Origin of the sequence: Paracoccus litorisediminis (genome assembly GCF_009711205.1) — a bacterium.
Classification (GTDB): Bacteria; Pseudomonadota; Alphaproteobacteria; order Rhodobacterales; family Rhodobacteraceae; genus Paracoccus; species Paracoccus litorisediminis.
Genome location: NZ_WMIG01000002.1, coordinates 194,638 through 218,672 on the forward strand (window position 1 = coordinate 194,638; position 24,035 = coordinate 218,672).

Annotated in this window: 21 protein-coding genes and 1 tRNA gene; 4 read left to right on the forward strand and 18 right to left on the reverse strand. The window is 63.8% G+C overall.

All coding sequences use genetic code 11. The annotated features are described in order from the left end of the window. Positions 1-15: 15 nt before the first annotated feature. The 15 genes from rpoB to tuf form a co-directional block, all read right to left on the reverse strand. Positions 16-4,164, reverse strand: coding sequence for a DNA-directed RNA polymerase subunit beta (gene rpoB, locus GL300_RS06315; protein ID WP_155038768.1), 4,149 nt, complete (start codon positions 4,162-4,164; stop codon positions 16-18). A gap of 250 nt (positions 4,165-4,414) precedes the next feature. After that, complete coding sequence (rplL, locus tag GL300_RS06320) at positions 4,415-4,786, reverse strand: 50S ribosomal protein L7/L12 (protein ID WP_155038769.1); 372 nt, start codon at positions 4,784-4,786, stop codon at positions 4,415-4,417. A 65-nt stretch (positions 4,787-4,851) separates the two neighbouring features. Beyond that, positions 4,852-5,367 (reverse strand): 50S ribosomal protein L10, encoded by a 516-nt coding sequence (rplJ, locus tag GL300_RS06325; RefSeq protein ID WP_192336076.1) that lies wholly within the window; start codon positions 5,365-5,367, stop codon positions 4,852-4,854. A 231-nt stretch (positions 5,368-5,598) separates the two neighbouring features. Further along, the gene (rplA, locus tag GL300_RS06330; protein ID WP_155038770.1) at positions 5,599-6,297 is read right to left on the reverse strand and encodes a 50S ribosomal protein L1; all 699 of its coding nucleotides are present in this window, start codon (positions 6,295-6,297) and stop codon (positions 5,599-5,601) included. Positions 6,298-6,300: 3 nt separating this feature from the next. Next, a complete protein-coding gene (gene rplK, locus GL300_RS06335; RefSeq protein ID WP_155038771.1) occupies positions 6,301-6,753 on the reverse strand; it encodes a 50S ribosomal protein L11 in 453 nt (150 codons plus the stop codon). 73 nt (positions 6,754-6,826) lie between these two features. Continuing rightward, positions 6,827-7,366 (reverse strand): transcription termination/antitermination protein NusG, encoded by a 540-nt coding sequence (nusG, locus tag GL300_RS06340; RefSeq protein WP_155038772.1) that lies wholly within the window; start codon positions 7,364-7,366, stop codon positions 6,827-6,829. Between the two features lie 192 nt (positions 7,367-7,558). After that, the gene (secE, locus tag GL300_RS06345) at positions 7,559-7,753 is read right to left on the reverse strand and encodes a preprotein translocase subunit SecE (protein WP_155038773.1); all 195 of its coding nucleotides are present in this window, start codon (positions 7,751-7,753) and stop codon (positions 7,559-7,561) included. A gap of 90 nt (positions 7,754-7,843) precedes the next feature. Then, complete coding sequence (locus GL300_RS06350; RefSeq protein ID WP_155038774.1) at positions 7,844-8,710, reverse strand: hypothetical protein; 867 nt, start codon at positions 8,708-8,710, stop codon at positions 7,844-7,846. A 249-nt stretch (positions 8,711-8,959) separates the two neighbouring features. Next, positions 8,960-9,035 (reverse strand) — tRNA-Trp (locus GL300_RS06355). 583 nt (positions 9,036-9,618) lie between these two features. Then, positions 9,619-9,747 carry a hypothetical protein gene (locus GL300_RS27050; protein ID WP_281353110.1) on the reverse strand — a complete coding sequence of 43 codons (129 nt, stop codon included), beginning with the start codon at positions 9,745-9,747 and terminating at the stop codon, positions 9,619-9,621. A gap of 177 nt (positions 9,748-9,924) precedes the next feature. Continuing rightward, positions 9,925-11,814, reverse strand: coding sequence for an ABC transporter ATP-binding protein (locus GL300_RS06360; protein WP_155038775.1), 1,890 nt, complete (start codon positions 11,812-11,814; stop codon positions 9,925-9,927). Positions 11,815-11,893: 79 nt separating this feature from the next. Beyond that, positions 11,894-12,307, reverse strand: coding sequence for a GFA family protein (locus GL300_RS06365; protein ID WP_155038776.1), 414 nt, complete (start codon positions 12,305-12,307; stop codon positions 11,894-11,896). A 73-nt stretch (positions 12,308-12,380) separates the two neighbouring features. Beyond that, the gene (gene yghX / locus GL300_RS06370; protein ID WP_155038777.1) at positions 12,381-13,280 is read right to left on the reverse strand and encodes a YghX family hydrolase; all 900 of its coding nucleotides are present in this window, start codon (positions 13,278-13,280) and stop codon (positions 12,381-12,383) included. Between the two features lie 133 nt (positions 13,281-13,413). Further along, positions 13,414-14,109, reverse strand: coding sequence for an alpha/beta hydrolase (locus tag GL300_RS06375; protein WP_155038778.1), 696 nt, complete (start codon positions 14,107-14,109; stop codon positions 13,414-13,416). A 274-nt stretch (positions 14,110-14,383) separates the two neighbouring features. Continuing rightward, a complete protein-coding gene (gene tuf / locus GL300_RS06380) occupies positions 14,384-15,559 on the reverse strand; it encodes an elongation factor Tu (protein ID WP_155038779.1) in 1,176 nt (391 codons plus the stop codon). A gap of 230 nt (positions 15,560-15,789) precedes the next feature. Here tuf and GL300_RS06385 point away from each other — a divergent pair, with 230 nt between their 5' ends. Next, positions 15,790-16,749, forward strand: coding sequence for a DUF533 domain-containing protein (locus GL300_RS06385; RefSeq protein WP_155038780.1), 960 nt, complete (start codon positions 15,790-15,792; stop codon positions 16,747-16,749). 6 nt (positions 16,750-16,755) lie between these two features. Here GL300_RS06385 and dinB read toward each other — a convergent pair whose 3' ends face one another. The 3 genes from dinB to GL300_RS06400 are packed head-to-tail and all read right to left on the reverse strand — an operon-like array spanning position 16,756 to position 20,293. Beyond that, a complete protein-coding gene (gene dinB / locus GL300_RS06390) occupies positions 16,756-17,841 on the reverse strand; it encodes a DNA polymerase IV (protein WP_343042914.1) in 1,086 nt (361 codons plus the stop codon). Next, positions 17,838-18,554, reverse strand: coding sequence for a CAF17-like 4Fe-4S cluster assembly/insertion protein YgfZ (gene ygfZ, locus GL300_RS06395; RefSeq protein WP_155038781.1), 717 nt, complete (start codon positions 18,552-18,554; stop codon positions 17,838-17,840). Before ygfZ ends, dinB begins: the two co-directional genes overlap by 4 nt. Beyond that, the gene (locus tag GL300_RS06400) at positions 18,554-20,293 is read right to left on the reverse strand and encodes an ABC transporter ATP-binding protein (RefSeq protein ID WP_155038782.1); all 1,740 of its coding nucleotides are present in this window, start codon (positions 20,291-20,293) and stop codon (positions 18,554-18,556) included. The genes ygfZ and GL300_RS06400 overlap by 1 nt, the downstream gene beginning before the upstream one ends. 126 nt (positions 20,294-20,419) lie before the next feature. On the opposite strand from GL300_RS06400, the gene GL300_RS06405 reads away from it, so the two are divergent. From GL300_RS06405 to exbB, 3 genes are all read left to right on the forward strand, one after another. Next, the gene (locus tag GL300_RS06405) at positions 20,420-21,592 is read left to right on the forward strand and encodes a pyridoxal-phosphate-dependent aminotransferase family protein (protein ID WP_155038783.1); all 1,173 of its coding nucleotides are present in this window, start codon (positions 20,420-20,422) and stop codon (positions 21,590-21,592) included. Positions 21,593-21,716: 124 nt separating this feature from the next. After that, positions 21,717-22,772 (forward strand): siderophore-interacting protein, encoded by a 1,056-nt coding sequence (locus GL300_RS06410; RefSeq protein WP_155038784.1) that lies wholly within the window; start codon positions 21,717-21,719, stop codon positions 22,770-22,772. Positions 22,773-22,916: 144 nt separating this feature from the next. Next, complete coding sequence (gene exbB, locus GL300_RS27055) at positions 22,917-24,035, forward strand: tonB-system energizer ExbB (protein WP_155038785.1); 1,119 nt, start codon at positions 22,917-22,919, stop codon at positions 24,033-24,035.

A 24,035-nucleotide genomic window follows, 5' to 3' on the forward strand; every position in this document is an offset into this window, starting at 1 on the left:
CCTACGAGGGTGACGTCACTCCTCGTCCTCCGCATCCAGGAGTTCCATGTTGAGGCCCAGACCCCGGACCTCCTTGACCAGAACGTTGAACGATTCCGGCACGCCGGCTTCGAAGTTGTCCTCGCCCTTCACGATGCTCTCATAGACTTTGGTCCGGCCAGCCACGTCATCCGACTTCACCGTCAGCATCTCTTGCAGGGTGTAGGCGGCGCCATATGCCTCAAGGGCCCAGACCTCCATCTCACCCAGACGCTGACCACCGAACTGCGCCTTACCACCCAGCGGCTGCTGCGTGACTAGCGAGTACGGACCGGTCGAACGGGCGTGCATCTTGTCGTCGACAAGGTGATGCAGCTTCAGGACGTATTTCGCCCCGACGGTGACCTTACGGGCGAATTGCTCACCCGAGCGGCCATCGAACACGACCGACTGACCCGAGGTGTCGAAACCGGCACGACGCAGCGCGTCGTTCACGTCCGCCTCTTTTGCACCGTCGAAGACGGGCGTGGCGATCGGAACACCGCCGCGAACGGCATTTGCATGCTCACGCAGGGTCTCGTCGTCCAGAGTCTCGAACTGCTGGGCGTACAACTCGTCGCCATAACCGTTCTTCATCGCCTCACGGACCGGAGTCATGTCGCCATTGCGGCGATAATCTTCCAGAGCCTCGTCGATCTTGATGCCCAGACCGCGCGAAGCCCAGCCCATGTGGGTTTCAAGGATCTGACCGACGTTCATGCGCGACGGCACGCCCAGCGGGTTCAGCACCAGGTCGACCGGGGTACCATCGGCCAGGAACGGCATGTCCTCGATCGGAACGACCTTGGACACCACACCCTTGTTGCCGTGACGACCGGCCATCTTGTCGCCCGCCTGCAGCTTGCGCTTCACGGCGACAAAGACCTTGACCATCTTCATGACGCCCGGGGGCAGATCGTCGCCCTGACGGACCTTCTCGACCTTGTCGTCGAAGCGGTTGTCCAGAGCACGCTTCAGCATGTCGAATTGCTGGTTCAGCGCTTCGACTTCCTTGGCGGTCTCTTCGTCAGCGACGGCAAGCTGCCACCACTGACCGCGGCTCAACTGGCCCAGCAGGTCGTCATTGACGGCCGAACCGGACTTGATGCCCTTCGGACCCTTGACCACTTCGCGGCCCATGATCAGCGTTTTCAGACGCGCATAGATGTTGCGCTCAAGGATCGCCAGCTCGTCGTCCCGGTCACGGGCCAGACGTTCGACTTCCTCGCGCTCGATCTGCAGCGCACGCTCGTCTTTGTCGACGCCGTGACGGTTGAAGACGCGGACCTCGACGATCGTGCCGTAAGCACCCGGCGGCAGACGCAGCGAGGTGTCGCGGACGTCCGAAGCCTTCTCACCGAAGATGGCGCGCAGAAGCTTTTCTTCCGGCGTCATCGGCGATTCACCTTTCGGGGTGATCTTGCCGACCAGGATGTCACCCGGGCCAACCTCGGCGCCGATGTAAACGATGCCAGCCTCGTCGAGGTTGCGCAGCGCTTCTTCACCGACGTTCGGGATGTCGCGGGTGATCTCTTCCGGCCCCAGTTTCGTGTCGCGGGCCGCCACTTCGTATTCGTCGATATGGATCGAGGTGAACACGTCGTCGCGGTGGATACGCTCCGAGATCAGGATCGAGTCTTCGTAGTTGTAGCCGTTCCACGGCATGAACGCGACGACCACGTTCCGGCCGATGGCCAGTTCACCCTGATCGGTCGAGGGACCGTCGGCGATGACCTGGTTCTTGACCACCGAGTCACCCACCTTGACGATGGGACGCTGGTTGATGGTCGAGGACTGGTTCGAACGCTTGAACTTGCGCAGACGATAGATGTCGACGCCGGCATCGCCCGCACCCAGATCCTCGGTCGCACGCACAACGATACGCTGCGCATCGACCTGGTCGATGATGCCGCCGCGACGGGCCATGATGGCCGCCCCGGAATCGCGCGCAACCGTCGCTTCCATGCCGGTGCCGACGAACGGCGCCTCGGCACGCAGCAGCGGAACCGCCTGACGTTGCATGTTCGAGCCCATCAGCGCGCGGTTGGCGTCGTCGTTCTCAAGGAACGGGATCAGCGCCGCAGCGACCGAGACCAGCTGTTTGGGCGACACGTCGATCAGATCGACGGCATCGACCGGGTTCAGCATGAAGTCACCGGCTTGGCGGGTCGAAATCAGCTCGTCAACGAACTTGCCGTTCTCGTCCAGCGTCGCGTTGGCCTGAGCCACGGTGTGACGCATTTCCTCGGTCGCGGACATGTAGACCACGTCATCGGTGACGTGACCTTCGATGACCTTGCGATACGGGGTCTCGATGAAGCCGTATTTGTTCACGCGGGCGAAAGTGGCCAGCGAGTTGATCAGACCGATGTTCTGACCTTCCGGCGTCTCAATCGGGCACATCCGGCCATAGTGGGTCGGGTGAACGTCGCGAACCTCGAAGCCTGCACGCTCACGCGTCAGACCGCCCGGCCCAAGCGCCGACAGACGACGCTTGTGCGTCACTTCCGACAGCGGGTTGGTCTGGTCCATGAACTGCGACAGCTGCGACGAGCCGAAGAATTCGCGGACGGCAGCAGCCGCCGGTTTGGCGTTGATCAGGTCCTGCGGCATGACGGTGTCGATCTCGACGCCAGACATGCGTTCGCGGATGGCACGCTCCATGCGGAGCAGACCGATGCGGTACTGGTTCTCCATCAGCTCGCCGACCGAGCGCACCCGGCGGTTGCCGAGGTGGTCGATGTCGTCGATCTCGCCCTTGCCGTCGCGCAGTTCGACCAGGCCACGGATACAGGCCTTGATGTCGTCCTTGCGCAGGGTGCGCTGGGTGTCCGGCGCATCCAGATCAAGGCGCATGTTCATCTTGACGCGACCCACGGCCGAAAGGTCGTAGCGCTCGCTGTCAAAGAACAAGCTGTCGAACAGGGTCGATGCAGCCTCGACGGTCGGCGGCTCACCCGGACGCATCACGCGGTAGATGTCCATCAGCGCGCCATCGCGGCTCATGTTCTTATCCGCCGCCATGGTGTTGCGGATATAGGGACCGACATTGACGTGGTCGATGTCCAGAACCGGGATCTCGGTGATGCCGTTGTCCATCAGGACCTTCAGCAGACCGCCCGAGATCTCGCCGTCGCGACCGTATTCAAGGGTGATCTCGTCACCGGCCTCGGCATAGATGAAGCCAGTATCGTCATTGACGATATCCTTGGCGACAAAGCGGCCGACGATCTTTTCGAACGGCAGCAGCAGATTGAGCGGGCCCTTCTCGGCCAGCTGCTTGACCAGACGCGGGGTGACCTTTTCGCCGGCCTTGGTGATGACTTCGCCGGTATCGGCATTCACCAGATCATAGGTCGGACGGGTGCCGCGCACGCGCTCGGGGAAGAACTTGGTGACCCAGCCCGCGTCCTGACCTTTGCCAGCGCGCTGCAGCTTGTAGTCGACGGTGTCATAGAAGGCATCCATGATACCTTCCTGATCCATGCCAAGCGCATAGAGCAGAGTCGTCACCGGCAGTTTGCGGCGGCGGTCGATGCGCGCGAACACCAGGTCCTTGGCGTCGAATTCGAAGTCCAGCCACGAGCCGCGATAGGGAATGATGCGGCAGGCGAACAGCAGCTTGCCCGAGGAGTGGGTCTTGCCGCGGTCATGGTCGAAGAACACGCCGGGCGAGCGGTGCATCTGCGACACGACGACGCGCTCGGTGCCGTTCACGATGAACGTCCCGTTCTGGGTCATCAGGGGCATGTCGCCCATGTAGACGTCTTGTTCCTTGATGTCCTTGACGGACTTCGCGCCCGAGTTCTCGTCGACATCGAACACGATCAGACGCAGGGTGACCTTGAGCGGCGCGGCATAGGTCATGTCGCGGGCCTGGCACTCGTCAACGTCGTATTTGGGGCGTTCGAGTTCGTATTTCACGAATTCGAGCGTCGCGGTCTCGTTGAAGTCCTTGATCGGGAATACCGATTGGAAAACACCGTTGATGCCCTCGCCGTCCTGATGGCCCTCGGCCTCGCCCGACCGCAGGAACAGGTCGTAAGAGGATTTCTGAACCTCGATGAGGTTCGGCATTTCCAGGACTTCGCGGATATTGCCATAATAACGCCGGATGCGTTTCTGGCCGACATAAGCTTGCGCCATAGAGGGTCTAACCTTTCGTCTTTCGCTTGCAGCGGTCGTCGGGGCCCGACCGGCGCAAGGCGGCGAATGAGGGGCGGGGTTCCATTCGTGCCTCGCGTCCCACCGCGCGGCTCCCGAACCCCGAACATGCCCTGAAGGAAGGTCTCCTGCGATTTCTTCCGAAACCGTCCTTCAAGACAGGTTCGGCAGGGACCGGGAAAGCCCGGACCCTGCCCATTTCATCCGAAATGAATCGGCCTGTTAAGGCCAATTACTTCAGCTCGACCTTGGCGCCAGCCGCTTCGAGCTTTTTCTTCATTTCTTCGGCGTCGGCTTTCGAAGCGCCTTCTTTGACTTTGCCACCGGCTTCGACCAGGTCTTTGGCTTCTTTCAGGCCCAGACCGGTGATGCCGCGAACTTCTTTGATCACGTTGATCTTGTTCGCGCCGGCGTCAACCAGGACGACGTCGAATTCGGTTTTCTCTTCAACTGCTTCAGCAGCTGCAGCCGGACCGGCAACCATGACGGCGCCACCAGCAGCCGGCTCGATGCCGTATTCGTCTTTCAGGATGGTTTTCAGTTCCTGGGCTTGCAGCAGGGTCAGGCCCACGATTTCTTCGGCGAGTTTTTTCAGATCAGCCATTTTTCCGTTCTTTCACTAAATGTTCCAACGATGGGTGTTCGACCCTACGAGGGAATGGGTTTGCCTTAAGCGGCCTCACGCTCTTCCAGAGTCGTGAGGATGCTCGCGATGTTGCTGGCAGGTGCGCCGATCGCGCCCGCGATGTTCGAAGCAGGGGCACCGATGCAGGACACGATCGAAGCGATAAGCTCTTCACGCGACGGCATCTGGGCCACGGCTTTCACACCAGCCGGGTCAAGGGCCGTGTCACCCATCGCACCGCCCAGGATCACGAACTTGTCGTTAGCCTTGGCGTATTTATCCGCGATCCGGGCAGCAGCCACGGGATCTTCGGAATAGGCGAGCACGGTCATACCCGTCAGATAGTCGGCGATGCTTGCGCAAGGCTTTCCATCCAGGGCGATCTTGGCGAGCCTGTTCTTGGCAACGCGAACGGACCCGCCAGCTTCACGCATTTGCGCGCGCAGGTCCTGCATTTGGGCAACCGTCATTCCTTCGTAGTGGGCAACCACCACGACGCCAGAGGCTTCAAAGATTTGGCCGAGTTCATCGACCAGCTGCTCTTTTTGCGCTCTATCCACGGTTTCACTCCAAGTGTGGGGGTTTCCCCCCGGCTCAACTATCCAGCCGCTCGAACAGCGACTGAACCGGTCCGTGACGGTCCAAGATCCCCCGAAGAAACCTTCGGAAAATGGTCTTGATCCCATCTCAGGAAGGAAATTAAGCAGGTCGCCCTGCACCCTCCGTCTCGGACAGGACGGGGCATCGCTGCCCCGCCATCCGCCGGATTGCTCCGGCGAAACTCATGCCGCTTACTGAGCGGCGGCCGAAGCCAGGTCCAGCGACACGCCCGGACCCATGGTCGAGCTGATCGAGACCTTCTTCAGGTAGGTGCCTTTGGCGCCCGACGGCTTCGCACGGTTCACGGCGTCGACGAAAGCGCGGATGTTCTCGGCCAGTTTGGCGGCATCGAACGAAGCCTTACCAACACCAGCGTGAACGACACCGGCTTTTTCAGCCTTGAACTGGACTTCGCCACCCTTGGCAGCTTCGACGGCCGATTTAACGTCCATCGTCACCGTGCCGACTTTGGGGTTCGGCATCAGGTTGCGCGGGCCAAGGATTTTGCCCAGACGGCCGACCAGCGGCATCATGTCCGGGGTGGCGATGCAGCGATCGAATTCGATCTTGCCCGACTGGATGGTCTCCAGCAGGTCTTCTGCACCGACGATCTCGGCGCCAGCGGCTTTCGCTTCGTCAGCTTTCGGGCCACGAGCGAAGACAGCGACGCGAACGTGCTTGCCCGTGCCGTTCGGCAGGGTGACAACGCCACGAACCATCTGGTCGGCGTGACGCGGGTCGACGCCCAGGTTCAGCGCGATTTCAACGGTTTCGTCGAATTTCGCTTTGACGTTGGCCTTCACCAGCGCGACAGCTTCTTCAACCGAAAGAGCCGATTTGCCTTCGAAAGCGGCGCGAGCGGCGGCTTTGTTTTTCGAGACTTTTGCCATGACTTAGCCTTTCACCTCGATACCGATCGAACGGGCCGAACCAACGATGATCTGCATCGCGGCTTCGATATCGTTCGCGGAAAGGTCCTTCATCTTGGCTTCGGCGATCTCGCGAACTTGTTTCGCGGTCACGGTGCCTGCGACCGTGCGGCCGGGTTTGTCCGAACCCTTGGCGCGGTTGCGCTTGCCGACCGGCTTCAGGCCAGCGGCTTTCTTCAGCAGGAACGAGGCCGGAGCGGTCTTCGTTTCGAAGGTGAAGGATTTATCGGCGTAATAGGTGATCACGACCGGAACCGGCGAACCGGGTTCCATTTCCTGCGTCTTGGCGTTGAACGCCTTGCAGAATTCCATGATGTTGATGCCGCGCTGACCCAGTGCGGGGCCGACCGGCGGGGACGGGTTGGCTTGACCCGCCTTGATTTGCAGCTTGAGGCTGCCGACAACTTTCTTGGCCATCTGGCCTTCTCCTTATCATCACGCCCTTGCGGGCAGACTTAGCGGTTCGACGGCTTGCGCCTCCCGCATGACATCACGCGGTCTTGGAGACCTGCGTGAATTCCAGCTCGACCGGCGTCGGCCGGCCAAAGATCGAAACGGTGACCTTGATGCGGCTCGAGACCTCATCCACCTCTTCGACCATCCCCGAGAAGCCCTCGAAGGGCCCGTCGGTCACGTTCACCTTCTCGCCCACATCGAAGCGGATCAGGTTGCGCGGTGCAACCTCGACCCCACCCTCGCCGGTGCGATGCAGAATCGTGTTCACCTCTTCGTCGCGCATCGGCATCGGCTTGCCATGCGCACCAAGGAAACCCGTCACTCGGTTGATCGAGTTGACCAGGTGGTAGGTCCGGTCCGACAGATCCATGTGAACCAGCACATAGCCCGGCATGAAGCGGCGCTCAGAGGTCACCTTCTTGCCGCGACGGATCTCGATCACCTCTTCGGTGGGGACCAGAACCTCGTCGATCTCGTCCTCGAGACCCTTTTCAGCAGCAGCCTGGCGAATCGCCTCAGCGACCTTCTTCTCAAAGTTCGACAGGACGCTGACCGAATACCAACGCTTTGCCATGTCTCGATCGACCCCTGTTTACTCCAGGCCGGCTTGCGCCAGACCCTTCAATTCAAATTCCGCCCAAGAACCAGACGCCATTTCAAACGACACCAGCTCAAATTGAAATCGGCGCGCACGACCGAATCGATGCACGCCGCGTCACGGGCAGGTCGCAAGCACATAGCGCCCCCTGCCCTGTAATGCAAGACCTCAGCTACCGACGACGCTCAGGATGCCTGCCAGACCCGACTTGATCGCCAGATCGACAAGAAAAAAGAAGATCGAGGCCAGCGTCGCCATGATCAGAACCATGATCGTCGTGGTGACCACCTCACGGCGGGTGGGCCAGCTGATCTTGCCGACTTCGGCGCGCACCTGGCTGATGAACTGGACGGGGTTGGCCATGTTGATCCCTTTGGTCATGCAGCGCGTCAGATAGACCGGGCGCGGCGGATTTTCAAGCCGGAACCGGTCCGGGCTTTGCGATTGCCGCTGTCACGGATCAAGGAACTGCACCTTTTCGGTTGCCCGCACCAACGAGACCTCACGCGCGTACATCAGCGCCGAGCGGGCGCGAACCTCATCGTCGAACAATTGCAGCGGTGCATGGCCGGCATCCCGGCTGAAGCGGCGCTGCGCCCGTCGGACCAGCACACGCAGATCTTCCTCGCTATCGGCCATCGCGCGCTTGCGAAACCAGTCATAGCCCGCCTGCGTCAGACTGACATTCGATGGCGGCAATTCGGGGATCAGCGCGGCCAGTTCCTCGCCCAGCATCAGTTCCAGCACGCGGGGCCGCAATTCGCGGTAGTCCTCATAGCGCCAGATCACGATCCGGTCGACAGAATCGATCGCGGCCAGCCGTTTCACCAGACCCGACCAGCGCACCCTTGTCGGGTCGCGGCCATGCAGCCACGGATCAAGCTCGATTTCATTTCCCAGTGAGACCTGCAGCGCAAAGGCCGACTGGTTATAGGCCGCCGGATCGCGCAGAGACAGGAACAGCGTGGCATTACCGCGCCCGGCCATCTGGATCACCTGCCGCACCCGCCGACCGGCATGGGGATAGAGCACGCCATTCTCCGCGATCATGTTGTAGCGGCGGGTGCCGCCCAGGATGTTTTCCTCGGACAACAACAACTGCGCATGATTCGCGGCCAGTTCGGACATGGCCTGCCGGCATTCCCGTGCAGGACGACTGGCCCCGCCCCTTTCCAGCGCCTCGGCCAGGGTCATCGCGCGCAGGGTCTTGGGCCCGGCATAGCACAGCCCGCCCTGCCCCAGCTCTTCCCGGACCTGACGCAGAGATTGTTGAAGATGGGTCGAGGCGGTCTTGTGCGCGCCCAGATGGAGGCTCAGCAATCCGGCCGTCCTTTCGCTGCGTCCCGCGAATGACCGGGACGGATATTCCGACATGCCCGCATCCGCTCCGCCCATGGGATCGAAGGCAGTTCAAATACTGCACTTGCAAACAGGACGATTCTGTCGCGTCGCGTCCGTGCTGACAAGGTCAGGCGGTTCACGTTTTCTCGGGTGGATGTGGTAGCGATCATGGCATGGCACGGTCCAGCCGGAGGCTGGGTGGTGACACATGACGATGATCGGAAGACCTGGCAGGGGTTGGGGGACTCGAACCCACGACCCTCGGTTTTGGAGACCGATGCTCTACCAACTGAGCTAAACCCCTAGATCGAGGAACCCAATATGGCCTGCGCTTCGGGTCGTCAAGGCGGTTTCCGGGGTCCGATGCGGATCGCAGCAGATTTCCACAATCTTTTCCGGGTGCCGGGCCGAAGGGCTAATCCTTGCCACCCTCGCCCCGGAAAAGTTGGTCGAAGCGTTGTGGCAGTTCGACGCTGTCGGCGCCTTGGGTATCGGCGGTCGCGTCCTCGGCGAACAATGTGGCCCGCTCGGGGAACCAGCGGCTGCGCAGCCGTTCATTCCTTGGCGCGAAACGGGCAAGGATGTGGTCCGACTGTGCTTGCGACAGCAGATCTCCGCGCCCGGCTGCCGCCTCGCCAAGCTCATTAGCTTCCGGTTCGCGCGTCGCAGGGCGCGGGCATCGTCGCGCGAAATCCCGGTGTAATGCGTGACCAGTTCGGCGCAGGGCAAGACATTGCGGCGATGCCCGGCGCTTCCCTGTGGCACCAGCCCTGCCCGGCCCATCACCGCCAGCATATCCGCAATGCTGTCCGGCACATGTCCTGGCGCGGCTTCTTCATAGATGCGGGGGATGATTTCGGCCTGCGGGTAGGCTTCCTGCCACTTCATCAGCGCCCGGCCAGCGCCGCGAACAGCGGCCCCGCCACTTGCGGGCCGTGCAACGAGAAGGATTCGGCCGAGATCAGCACATCTTCGGGCTGGACCTGCTCGATCCGCGCCCGGATCGCGGCCAGCATGGCGTCGTCGGCACCATGCTGGCAGGAAGCTTCGGCTTGACCCAGACATAAAGCAGCCGCTGCGCCAGCAGCACCTCCTTATGCGTCGCGAACCATTCCTGCAGCGCGGAGGTGCCCGTCTTCATCATCCCGATATGAAGCCAGATCCGCGCCATTTCCACCGCCGTCTGCTACACCCTAGGCCTTGCGCATTTCTGCCCGGACAGGCTCGGATACGTCACTGTCGTCGCTTTCCAGAAAACCACCCGACTGCCGCGCCCATAGCCCGGCATAAATGCCGCCGCGGACCAGCAATTCGTCATGACTGCCCTGCTCGACGATACGGCCGCGGTCCATGACCACCAGCCGGTCCATCCGCGCAATGGTCGACAACCTGTGCGCGATGGCGATGACGGTCTTGCCCTGCATCAGCAATTCAAGCTGGCTCTGGATCGCGGCCTCGACCTCGCTGTCCAAGGCACTGGTCGCTTCGTCCAGCACAAGGATCGGGGCGTCCTTCAGCAGCACGCGGGCAATGGCAATGCGCTGACGCTGGCCACCCGAGAGCTTGACCCCCCGCTCACCAACATGCGCATCCAGACCCCGCCTGCCCTGCGAATCGCCCAAGGCTCCGACGAAATCGCTGGCCTCGGCCAGATCGGCGGCGCGCAGGATTTCGGTCTCGCTCGCGTCCGGGCGGCCATAGCTGATATTGTCCCGGATCGAGCGGTGCAGCAGCGAGGTGTCCTGTGTCACCACCCCGATGGCCGCGCGCAGCGATTCCTGCGTCACGCGGCTGACATCCTGACCGTCGATCAGGATCTGGCCCGCGCTGATGTCGTGGAAACGCAGCAGCAGATTCACCAGCGTCGACTTGCCCGCGCCTGACCGCCCGACCAGACCGATCCGTTCGCCCGGCGCGATGTTCAGGCTTAGGTGATCCAGAACCGTGGTGCCCTTGCCGCCGTCGGCATCGCCATAGCGGAAGGTGACATCGCGGAGCTCGACCGCGCCGCGCGTCACCACCAATGGCTTTGCCTCGGGCGCATCCGTCACCATGCGCGGCAGCGCCAGTGAGCCGATACCGTCCCGCACCGTGCCGATATTTTCGAAGAGCCCGGCGAATTCCCACATGATCCAATGCGACATGTTGCCCAGTCGCAGCGCCAGCGGGATGGCAATCGCCACTGCGCCCACCTCGATCCGGCCTTGGGTCCACAGCCAGATCCCCAGCGCCGTGACCGAGAAGGTCAGGCCCGAATTCAGCGAGGACAGCAGGATGTTCTGCACCGAGGCCAGCCGCATCTGGCGATGCACCGTCTGCAGGAACCCGTCCATGCTGTCGCGGACATAAGCCTCCTCGCGCGAACTGTGCGAGAACAGCTTCACCGTCGAGATATTGGTATAGCTGTCGACGACCCGGCCGGTCATGACGGCACGGGCATCGGCCTGCGCCTCGCTGACGCGACCGATCAGCGGCACCAGCCACCACAGCATCAGCCCGTAAAGAACGCCCCACATGACAAAGGGCACGGCCAGCCAGCCATCGGTCGAGGCCGCCAGCACCAGCGCCCCCAGGAAATACACGCCGACATAGACCAGCACGTCCAGAAACTTCATCGCCACTTCGCGCACGGCCAAGGCGGTCTGCATCAGCTTGGTGGCGATACGCCCGGCGAATTCGTCCTGAAAATAGCTCATCGACTGGCGCAGCAGGTAGCGATGCGCCTGCCAGCGGATGCGCTGCGGCAGGTTGCCCATCAGCGTCTGGTGCATCAGCAGCGAGAAGACGATCTGCAGCAGCGGAATGCCCAGTACAAGAATCGCCGCCATCGCCAGCAGCCGATCGCCCTCAATCTGCCAGAATTGATCCCGCCCGGTCCCGGCCAGCCGATCGACCAGATCGCCCATATAGCCGAACAGAATCACCTCGAAGACCGCGATCAGCGCCGAGCAGGCCGACATGGCCAGCATATAGCCCCATGCCCCCCGCGAAAAATGCAGGATGAATCGCCACAGCCCCTTGGGCGGCATACGCGGCGGATCGGCAGGATAGGGATCGAGCCGGCTTTCGAACCAGCTGAACATGTCAAACCTCGTGGAATTTTCGGACGCCCTCGTCGCCCGGCGGCACAGTCTCATGGCCGCGAGCGAATTTGCAAGGGGGCTACAGATGCCGCGTTTCGGGCGCGGGGTCCCACCAGGCATCATGAGCGCCATCGGCATAATAGATCGGGGCGGCGATAAGTTCCGCTTCGGTCGCGTCGTCCAGCGCGCTGACACAGACCATGACGAAACGCCCGCCCAGATCGGCGATATTGCCTTCGGTCCACAGCCGCGTGCCGCATTGCAGGCAAAAGCGGTGGTGCATGTCGATGTCGTCACCATTTCGTCGCGGCGTCTCGGCCAGATGCTCCTGCCCCGCCGTCACGCGAAATCCGGCAGGGTCGGACAGACGCATTTCCCAGTAGCGCATCTTGCGGCAAAAGCTGCAATTGCACCGCATCGTGCCCTCGGCCAGATCGCCATCCGCCTCGAAGCGCACCTCGCCGCAAAAGCAGGAACCGTGATAGGTCTTCATCGCTCACCTCCGCAGAAACCCCGCCGAAACTTCGGCAGGGTCCAGTCTGGCAGGGCACTGCTGACAGAACGTGTCAGTTGGCAAGCTTTTCGGCAAAGAAGGCCAAGGTCCGGTCCCAGGCCTGCTTCGCCGCCGCCTCATCGTAGCGGGGCGTGGTGTCATTGTGGAAACCGTGCTGGGTGCCAGGATAGATGAAGGCTTGGTATTCCTTGCCACCCGCTTTCAGTGCTGCCTCATAGTCCGGCCAGCCCGCGTTCACCCGTTCGTCATTCTCGGCGTAATGGATCAGCAAGGGCGCCTTGATCCGCGCGACCTCCTCGGGCCGCGGCTGGCGGCCATAGAAGGGGACCGAAGCCGACAGGTCGGGATAGGCCACGGCCAGCGCATTGCACACGCCCCCGCCATAGCAGAAGCCGACGCAGCCTACCTTGCCGGTCGAATCGGGGTGATCGCGCAGGAATTCATAGGCGGCGAAGAAGTCCTCCATCAGCTTGGCCGGATCGAGGCTGGACTGCATCTCGCGGCCCTTTTCGTCATTTCCGGGATAGCCGCCGACGGAACTGAGCCCGTCAGGCCCGAATGCCAGATAGCCCGCCTTGCCCAGACGACGCACGACATCCTCGATATAGGGGTTCAGCCCGCGATTTTCGTGGACGACCAGCACCGCGGGCAGTTTGCCCTGCGCGGGCGCCGGGCGCGCCATCAGGCCCGATATCTTGCCGTTCCCCTCGGGGCTGTCATAGCTGACGGTCTCGGTGCGGATGGCCGGATCGTCCGGCGGCACCTGCTGTGCCAGCGCATAATCGGGCTTGAGCGCCTCGAAGATCGCTGCGGCGGTCATGCCCACGGTCGCGAATTGCGCGGCCTGCGCCATGAAGTCGCGCTTGCTGATGCGGCCATGCACGTAGCCGTCAAAGATTTCCAGAATGCGGGGGTGAAAGTCGGATGCCTTCCTTCTGCCATTGCCGTCCATGCCGTCCTCCTGCGGGTAGCCCAAACTGCGGGAACAACTCTGAAACCGCGACGCGGTTCAGCGTAGCCGCCACATTCGGCGGAGTTTGCCCGGCAGGGCGCATGTCCCCGCCGGGAGCGATGGAACCGCGGGTTCAGCCAGCAGTGCCCTCGACCGCCATGTCGATCAGATCGGCGATGCGTCCCGGCTGCGACGCCAATGAGGCATGGCTGGCCTCAAGGCTGATCGTGTCTTTGGGGTTCATCCGCGCCGCCATCATCTGCTGGTTCTCGGGATGGATCATCCGATCGAGGGTCGAGATCTGATACCAGCTTGGCTTAACCTTCCATGCCGGGGCCGAGATCGCGTCACCAAAGGTGCTGCCCAGCGGAGCCTTTTGCGTCACGGCCATGACCAGCGCCTCGTCCTCGGACAGGTCCTGACAGAAGCTCTCGCGGTATTTCTCGGGCTTCACCCACAGATAGCCGTCGCTGTCGGGCGCGATATTCGCGAAGGCCTCAGGCGGTTTGGCCTGGCTGATGCCGCCTGGGCTTTCCCCAGCATCGGGGGCGAAGGCCGCTACATAGACCAGCCCCGCGACATTGGGCAGATCGCCCGCCTCGGTGATCACGGCGCCGCCATAGGAATGTCCGACCAACAGCACGGGGCCGTCGATCTGACGGACCATCTTCTGCGTGCGCGCGACATCATCGGCCAGCGAGGTCAGCGGGTTTTCGACGGCGTGGATGTCGGTATGGCCGCGCCTGTGCAGCTCGATGATGACCTTGGCCCAATGCGCGGCTCCTCCCCAGAAACCATGGACCAGAATGACGGCGGGACGTTGTGGCATGCGTCTTCCTCCCTGTCGGACATGCAACCGGCCATTCCGATGACGGCGCGGTTTTGCTGTCCCTTCAAGGATGTCGGCATTGCCCGCGCCTGTCCATCCGGCTTCACCAGGGTGCCGAAAAAGGAAAAGGCCGTCCCTTTCGGGACGGCCCTCTCATCGCGATATCCCCGAGGGGATCACCCGATGATATCTGGTGAAGGTGCGCTGAAGCGAACCCTACCCCGGCCCCCGTAGGGTGTGCTTAAGCGCACCCCACGCAAAGCCCGGTCCCGAATTACTTCAGGATTTTCGACACAACGCCGGCGCCGACGGTGCGGCCGCCTTCACGGATGGCGAAGCGCAGCTTCTCTTCCATCGCGATCGGGGCGATCAGTTCGACTTCGAACTTCAGGTTGTCGCCCGGCATCACCATCTCGGTGCCTTCCGGCAGCTTGACGGTGCCGGTGACGTCCGTGGTGCGGAAGTAGAACTGCGGACGGTAGTTGGCGAAGAACGGCGTGTGACGGCCACCCTCTTCCTTGGTCAGGATATAGGCTTCAGCTTCGAACTGGGTGTGCGGGGTCACCGATTTCGGCTTCACCAGAACCTGGCCACGCTCAACGCCGTCACGGTCGATGCCGCGCAGCAGAACGCCGACGTTGTCGCCAGCCTCCCCGCGATCCAGCAGCTTGCGGAACATTTCCACGCCGGTGCAGGTGGTTTTCTTGGTGTCGCGGATGCCCACGATTTCCAGTTCGTCGCCGACGTTGACAGCGCCACGCTCGATACGGCCGGTGACAACGGTGCCGCGGCCCGAGATCGAGAACACGTCTTCGATCGGCAGCAGGAACGGCTGGTCGATGGCGCGCTCGGGCGTCGGGATGTATTCGTCGACAGCAGCGATCAGAGCGCGGATCGAGTCCTCGCCGATGGCTTGGTCGCGGCCTTCCATTGCGGCCAGAGCCGAGCCCTTGATGATCGGAATGTCATCGCCGGGGTAGTCATAGGAGGACAGAAGCTCGCGCACTTCCATCTCGACCAGTTCCAGCAGCTCTTCGTCATCCACCTGGTCGACCTTGTTCAGATAGACGACCATGTAGGGGATGCCGACCTGACGGCCCAGCAGGATGTGCTCGCGCGTCTGCGGCATCGGGCCGTCAGCAGCGTTCACGACCAGGATCGCGCCGTCCATCTGGGCAGCACCGGTGATCATGTTCTTGACGTAGTCGGCGTGGCCGGGGCAGTCGACGTGCGCGTAGTGACGCGCTTCCGACTCGTACTCGACGTGCGCGGTCGAGATCGTGATGCCACGAGCGCGCTCTTCCGGCGCACCGTCAATCTGGTCATAGGCCTTGAATTCACCAAAATACTTGGTGATCGCAGCCGTCAGAGTCGTCTTGCCGTGGTCAACGTGACCAATGGTCCCGATGTTGACGTGCGGCTTATTCCGTTCAAACTTTGCCTTTGCCATCATGGCCTCCTATCGGAGGGGCCACCCGCGCGACAGCCCCATCGTGAAACATCCGCCGCGACTTATAATCGTGGCGCGGAAAAATCAAGGGTGGCCTAGCAGCGCCGTGATAACGAAACCGATGAACGCAGGGTCAGGAAATCGGCTTGGAACCAAGCCCGGTCCAGCAGGCTTTAGCAGGGGATGGCGCCCCGTTATGCGGTGGGCGCCCTTTCACGTCGGAGGACGACATGAGCCTAATGAAATCACTTGCCCGCGTTGCGGCCGGTATCATGCTGGCGAAGGGTATCGGTACGATGATGAAGAATGCCCAGGGCGGCGGAGCGGCGGGTGGCTCGACCCAGGCCCGGAACGCGCCTTCAGGCAGCATCCTTGATGAGATCGTCGGCAAAAGCGGCGGTGCTGCTGGCCGTCAGGCCGGGGCTGGCACCGGTGCGGGCGGTCTTGGCGACATCCTTGGCCAGATTCTGGGCGGTCGCGCGCCCGGCGCAGGCGGCGGCTCGCCCTATGGTGGGGCGCATTCGCCCTCGGGGCGTGCCAGCGGCGGCCTTGGCGGCATCCTTGACCAACTGACCGCCGGGCGCGGCGGCGGCACGACCAGCGCAGGTGCAGGCACCGGTGGCGGTCTGGGCCAGATCCTTGCGGGCGGCGCTGCGGCTGGTGGCCTTGGCGGCATCCTTGGCGAGCTTCTGGGCGGCGGACAGGCCAAGGCTGGAACGCCCGCTGGCGGCTTGGCGCAGAAGGACTCTCAGCCCGCGAATGACGCCAGCTTCGGCGAGGTGCTGAACGACGCGCTGGTCAATGGTGGCGAGCCCTCGATCACCCCCACCCCGGAACAGAATGCGGTGGCCGGGCTGATCTTGCGCGCGATGATCCAGGCCGCGAAATCCGACGGCAAGATCGACGAGGCCGAACAGGCCCGCCTGACCGCCGAACTGGGCGAGCTTGACGATGAGGAACGCGCCTTCATCCGCGAGCAGATGGCCGCCCCGGTCGACGCCGCCGCCCTTGCCAAGGAGGTGCCGCAGGGTCTGGGTCCGCAGATCTACACGATGTCGCTGATGGCCATCGACTTCGACAACCGCAATGAGGCCGAATACCTGCATTCGCTGGCGACCGCGCTGGGGCTGGACAAGGCCACGGTGAACGGCATTCACGAAAAGGTCGGCGCGACCAATCTTTACGCCTGACCGACCCTATGCCTGATCAAACAGGCCAAGCTGGCGCGGGGCAGTCTCTGCCCCCGCCGCCTCCAGCGCGGAAAGCGTGATCCCCAGCAGCCTGACCCCATGCGGATCGGCAAAGACCGGCTCCAGCAACTCGCGCGCGATCTCCAGCATCTCGTCCCGGCCCGCCACCGGTCGCGGCAGCGACTTCGCCCGCGTGATCTGACGGAAATCCCCATATTTCACCTTGAGCGTCACCGTGCGCCCGGCCTTGCCCGAGGCGACCGCATGCCGCCACACCTTGTCGGCCAGCGGCGTCAGTTCCGCATGCGCCGCGCTAATGTCACGCAAATCGCCGAAGAAGGTGTTCTCGGCCCCGATGGATTTGCGGATACGGTCGGGCTTGACCTCTCGCGTGTCGATGCCCCGCGCGATATTCCAGTAATAGGTCCCCGATTTCCCGAAGCGCGCGGTCAGGAACTCAAGGCTTTGCCGCGCCAGATCCGCGCCGGTCAGGATGCCATGCGATTCCATCCGGGCAGCGGTCGCGGGGCCGACGCCGTGAAAGCGGCCGATGGGCAGGGATTGCACGAACTCGGCCCCGGCCTCGGGCGGGATCACGAACAGCCCGTCGGGCTTTCGCTGATCCGAAGCCAGTTTCGCCAGAAACTTGTTGTAGCTGACCCCGGCCGAGGCGGTCAGCCCCGTCACCTCGCGGATACGGGCACGGATTTCCTGCGCGATGCGGGTGGCCGTGCGGCCATCAAGATAATCGGTCAGGTCCAGATAGGCCTCGTCCAGCGACAAGGGTTCGATCAGCGGCGTGTAATCGGCAAAGATCGCGCGGATCTGCTGGCTGACGGATTTATAGACCTCGAAGCGCGGCTTGACGAAGATCAGGTCCGGGCACAGCCGCTTTGCCCGCATCGAGGGCATGGCCGAGCGCACGCCGAACCGCCGCGCCTCATAGCTGGCGGCGGCGACGACGCCGCGCTGGATGCCACCCACGGCGACCGGCTGGCCGCGCAGGTCGGGATTGTCGCGTTGCTCGACGGACGCGAAAAACGCGTCCATGTCGACATGGACGATGCGGCGGATACGCTCCGGCTCGCTCACGCGAGGATGCGGGCATCCCCCGCAACCAGCCCCTCGCCCATGCGATCAAAGCGCATATAGGCGATGGCGTGCCCGCCCGATTGGGTAAAAAGCGTGCCCGCCTCGCGCCCGTCGGCCATCAGGATCGGCGTCCCGACCGGGGCCTCGCCCGCGATGCCGACAGTGACCAGACCTTTGCGCAAGTCGGTCTTGTGCTTCATTCGCGCGGTGACCTCCTGCCCGACATAGCAGCCCTTGCGGAAATCGACGCCATGCAGACGCTCGAACCCGGCCTCAAGAATGAAGGTGTCGTTCGGGATCAGCTCGACCAACGACTCGGGGATGCAATGCTCGACCCGGATCGCGTCGAAATCGCTGCCGTCATCGCCCGTGCCGCCATACAGCCGCCAGCCAAGTGCTGGATGGCGCGGATCGGCAATGGCCGCGTCGGGCATGTCGCCCGTGCCACGTGAAACGGTCAGATCGGTCGCCTCAATCGTCACCGCCGAGCGCAGCTTGTACATGGTCAGCCTGCGCATCAGGTCGTCGGCCAGCCGTTCGTCCACATCGATCAGCAGCCGCTCGCCCATGGGCACGATCAGGAAATCGGCCAGATACTTGCCCTGCGGGGTCAGCAGCGCCGCCCAGACCGGCACGTCGCCGACCTTGTTCGTCACCAGCCCTTGCAGGAACTGCACCCGATCCGGCCCCGAGACCGCCAGAATCCGCCGCATCATTCTTCTCCGAATTGCAATCTGACCAGCGCCGCATAAGCGCCGCCCTTTTCCATCAACTGGTCATGGCTGCCCTCTTCGACAACCCTGCCGGCTTCCAGCACGATGATCTTGTCGGCCTGCCGGATGGTGGACAGGCGGTGCGCGATGACCAAAGTGGTGCGGCCAACGGACAGCCCGTCCAGCGCCTGCTGGACCAGCCGCTCACTTTGCGCGTCAAGCGCGCTGGTTGCCTCGTCCAGCAGCAGAACCGGAGCATCGCGCAAAATGGCACGCGCGATGGCCACGCGCTGGCGCTGCCCGCCCGACAGGGCCGAGCCGCGCGGCCCGGCGGGCGTGTCCAGGCCATAGGGCAGCGGATCGACGAAATCGGCGACATGGGCGGCCTCGATGGCGGCGCGAAGGCGGGGTTCGTCCTCGGCATGGCCCAGCAGGATGTTCTCGCGCAGGGTCTCATCGAACAGGGCCGCGTCCTGACTGACGGTGGAAAACTGGTCGCGCAGGGTCGCCAGATCGAACTCGGCCAGCGGCACCCCGCCCAGGGTGATGCTGCCCGAGGCCGGATCGACCATGCGGGTCAGCAGGTTGAAGACCGTCGACTTGCCCGCCCCGGACGGCCCGACCAGCGCCGTGGTCTGCCCCGCCTCGGCTGTGAAGGTCAGGCCGTTCAGCACCGGATGGTTGTCATAGGACAGATGCACATCCTCCAGCCGGATCGTGGTGTCCGGCGGAGCCTCGCGGCGCGGACCCGAGGTAATCGTGGGCCGCATGTCGAGGATTTCGTAGATACGCTCAAGGCTGGCGGCAGCGGTCTGCCAAGTGCCCGCAAGGGTGCCCAAGCGACGCAGCGGCTGGAAGGCCAGTGCCATGGCGGTAAAGAAGGACATGAAGTCGCCGACGGTACGCTCGCCCGACATGACCTCGGCCCCGCCCAGCCAAAGGACGCCCATGAAACCAAGGCCGGTCACCACATCGACCAGCGCCGGAACCGTCGCGCCGATGGCCGACATCTTGATCTGGCCGATGCGGATGCGGTCGACGATCTGGGCAAAGCGCCCGGCCTGATAATCCTCCATCCGGTTCAGCTTGACCGCGTTGATACCGTGCAGGACCTCATCCAGACGGGTGGCGCGCTGGCTGGCATTCTGGCGGTTCTGGCGCATCTTGCGGCGGATGTAGCGCTGGACCATGACCATCGGCAGGATCAGCAGCGGCGCACCGATCAGCGCGGCCAAGGTCCATTCCGGATCGACCGCGATCGCCACGCCGAACAGCGACACCAACGAGACGATGTCGCGCCCCATCCCCGAGATGAAGGTGGACCAGACCCCCTGCACCGCGATGGAATCGCCCTGCACCCGCTCGATCATCGCGCCGGGAGGGTTCTTCTGGAAGAATGCCCCGTCCAGCGTCATCACATGGCGCAGCATGTCGGTCTGCATCGTCGTCGACACCGCCAGCGACACCGAGGTCATCAGGCTACGGTTGATGACGAAAGTCGCGGCCCGCAGCAGGAACAGGCCAAAGATCACGCCGCCGACCCACCAGATCGCGTCGCTGTCGCCACCGACGAAGACGCGGTCGAAAAGCGGCTTCAGCATCCAGCTGAGCAGGCCCAGCGTCGAGCCCTCAAGGACCAGGAAGAACAGTGCCAGCGAGATCCGCGCCCAGTAGGGATGCAGGTAGTCCCGCCACATGCGTGAGAACAGATTGGCTGTTTTCTGGATTTTTTCGGCCATCGATGCCCCGCAAGAAACTCGCCAAGGGATAAGCCGCGCAGCCCCTCAGGGCAAGGGCCGCCCCCGGTTGACGCCGCAACGGCGCGGGCCTACCGATTGCACGTTCTGCAAAAAAGGCGTCACGTCATGAGCTTTGCCCTTGGGCGTCCGGTCATCGCGATCCCCGGCCCCTCGCCCGTTCCCGACCGCGTGTTGCGCGCGATGCACCGCCCCTCCCCCGACATTTACGGCCCCGAACTGGCGCAGGAAAACCTGGCCATGATCGCACGGCTGAAGCGTCTGGCCGGAACGTCGGCGCATTGCGTGCCCTATATCGGCAATGGCCATGCCGGCTGGGAAGCTGCGAACGTGAACCTGTTCAACCGGGGCGAGCTGGCACTGGTGCTGACCTCGGGCCATTTCGGGCGGGGTTGGGCGCAGACCGCGCGGGGTCTGGGGATCGAGGTCGAGACGCTGGATTTCGGACTGAGCCCGCCCGATCCGCAAAGGCTGGCCGAACGTCTGGCCGAGGACCGCGAGGGCCGGATCAAGGCCGTGCTGGTCTGTCAGGTCGATACCGCCAGTTCGGCGCGGGCCGATATTCCGGCGATCCGCGCGGCGATGGGCGATCACCCGGCGCTGCTGGCCGTCGATGCCATCGCCTCGCTGGGTTGCGAGCCGCTGCTGATGGATGAGTGGGGCATCGACCTGCTGGTTTCGGCCAGTCAGAAGGGGCTGATGGTGCCGCCGGGACTGGCGCTGGTCTGGTTCTCGGACCGGGTGAAGCGGCTGGGCCGTACCGATCTGGCGACGCCTTACTGGGACTGGACGCCCCGCTCCGAAGCGCAGGAACTGTGGCAGTTCTGGGGCGGCACGCCGCCGGTTCAGCATGTCTATGGCATGAACGAGGCGCTGACCCTGCTGCTGGACGAGGAAACGCTGCCCGTCGCCTGGGCCCGACACGAGGCGCTGGCCCGCGCGACCTGGGCTGCGCTGGAGGCATGGGGTGCGGGCGGGACCGGAATTTCCACGGTGGTCGCGGACCCGGCCGGGCGCGCGCGCTCGGTCACGGCGGCGACGATCCCGAATGCCACTGCGCTGCGGGCCTGGACGCAGGAAAAGGCCGGGCTGACGCTGGGCGTGGGTCTTGGCGCTGCCGATCCCGAAGCCGGGCTGCGCATCGCCCATATGGGCCATGTCAGCGCCCATCAGCTGCTGGGCACCCTGGCGGTGATCGAGGCCGGGATGGATGCGCTTGGCATTGTCCATGGACCGGGCGGGATCGAAGCGGCGGCACGGCTGATCGCCCAATCGGCCTGACCTGTGCGACCTGCGCGGTCGCATGGGTATTTGTAAAACGGTGAAATCGGGCCTTGGCGCGTGGTATCATGCGCCGGGGCTGGGTGCGGGCATAAGGGTTCCCTGCGCCAGAGAAAGAAATGCGATGCGACTGACCACGCCACCCGAGTTCCAGTCCGAAGCCATGCTGCGGGGCATCGATTTCGCCCCGCTGGACCTGCTGTTGCGGCAGGAGGCGCTGGAGCATGGGCTGGAGGTCCATGACGGGCATGGCCGCTCGACCTGGTGCGAGACCGAGCTAGGCGAATTCGGCGTCAAGAAGCGCGGCGGCGACGTGCTGGTCTTTGCCCGTGCCCATCGGCCCGAATGGCTGTCGGCCATTCAGGAAGCCATCGTCGAGCATCTGGCCGAAACCATGCCCGAAACGGCGCAGGGCCTGCGCTGGTCGTCACTGGCCGATATCGGCAAGCCGCCGGCGAATTTCAGTCTGGCGCGGGTGGGCAAGGTCCGGCGGCTCTCGGCGGATTTTCTGCGCATGCGATTGCATGGCCCTGATCTGGGGCGGCTGGCGACCTTGGATTCGATCCATTTCCGGCTGGTCCTGCCGGTGGCGGGCGACACGGCCCCCGAATGGCCACGGCTGGGCGGGAACGGGCAGGTGCAATGGCCGTCCGGGGCCAAGGCGCTGCATCGGCCGGTCTATACGGTGCGGGCCATCGATGCCGATGCCGGCTGGCTTGAGACCGACATCTTCCTGCATCATGGCGGGCGTATCTCGGATTGGGCTTTGGCCGGACCCGAGGGCGATCTGGTCGGCTTGATGGGGCCGTCGGGCGGCGGGATTCCGACGACCGAGCGCTTGCTGCTGGCCGGGGACCAGACCGCGTGGCCCGCCATCGCCCGCATCCTTGAGTCGCGCCCCGATGCCATGGGGACAACATGGCTTCTGGGGGCGGAATCCGACTATCCTATGCCCAAGACCGGGAACATTTCCGTGACCCCCCTGCCGGACGGGGCCGAGGCTCTGGCCACGATCCTGCAGGAAAGCCCCCCGGAATCCACCGAACATCTTTGGATGGCAGGAGAAAAGTCCCGGATCGCCATGTTGCGGCATCTGCTGCTGGACAAGCTGGGCCACGACAAACGGCACGCCCATCTGGCGGCATATTGGACGGCAGGGACGCCAGATACCGGGGCTTGAAACCCGGCCAATAGTTGACAATTTTACCCTGAAGATTAATACCCTCCGCAAAAGCCGCGGCCATGGGGCGGAATTCCTTTCGTGGAAAGGATGCGCCATCAGCCAGTGCGGACGGATCTAATGCCGAAGATACGAAGGATCACCATGAGCCAATCGTCGCTGCCGCGCACCCGCGTGGGGACCGCACTTGTTCTAGCATGTCTGGCGACGGCTTCGCCCCTTTGCGCGCAGGAGGCGGCCAATGGCGCCGTGGCCCCGGCGGTCGAGCCGGCGCAGACCGTACCCGCAGCCACTGAACCGGCAGCACCCGCAGCCCCGGTCACGACGACCGAGGTGCCCGCGGTGTCGACGCCGCCCGCGACCGTTCCTGCCGCACCGGCAACTGTTCCGGCACCGGCAACCGCTCCGGCAGCGTCTACCGAAGCCGCGCCTGTGGCTGCCACTCCGGCGATCGTCCCCGCTCCGGTACCCGAGGCGCAGCCTGCAGCACCCGCCTCCAGCAGCATCCTGCCCGAAGTGATCCAGGACGCGCTGGAACCGCTTTCCCCGCAGGAGCGCGATCCGAACCTGCCCCATGACCTGTCGCCGATGGGGATGTTCTGGGCCGCCGACTGGGTCGTGAAGGGCGTGATGATCGGGCTGGCATTCGCCTCAGTCGTGACCTGGACCGTGCTTTTCGCGAAATTCCTTGAGCTGATGGGGGCGCTGCGCCGCGTTCAGACCGGCATCCGCCGCGTCGAATCCGCGACCAGCCTGCCCGCAGCCCTTTCCGCCACCGGGCGACGCAAGGACCCAGTCTCGCGCATGATCAAGGCAGCAGCGACCGAATATGACCGCTCGGCCCCGGCACTGGACGTGGCGGGCGATTCCGGGCTGAAAGAGCGCGTTGAGTCCCATCTTGACCGCATCGAGGCCGTTGCCAGCCGCCGCATGGGCCGTGGCACCGGGGTTCTGGCGACCATCGGCTCGACCGCGCCTTTCGTCGGGTTGTTCGGGACCGTCTGGGGCATCATGAACAGCTTCATCGGCATTTCGGAATCGCAGACCACCAACCTTGCCGTCGTCGCTCCCGGCATCGCCGAGGCGCTGCTGGCCACCGCCATCGGTCTGGTCGCGGCAATTCCCGCCGTCGTCATCTACAACGTCTTTGCCCGCGCCATCACCGGCTACCGGCTGCGTCTGGCCAATGCCTCGGCCGGGGTGAAGCGTCTTGTCAGCCGCGATCTGGATTTCCGCGGCACCACCCCTCGCAGCGAGGTCTGA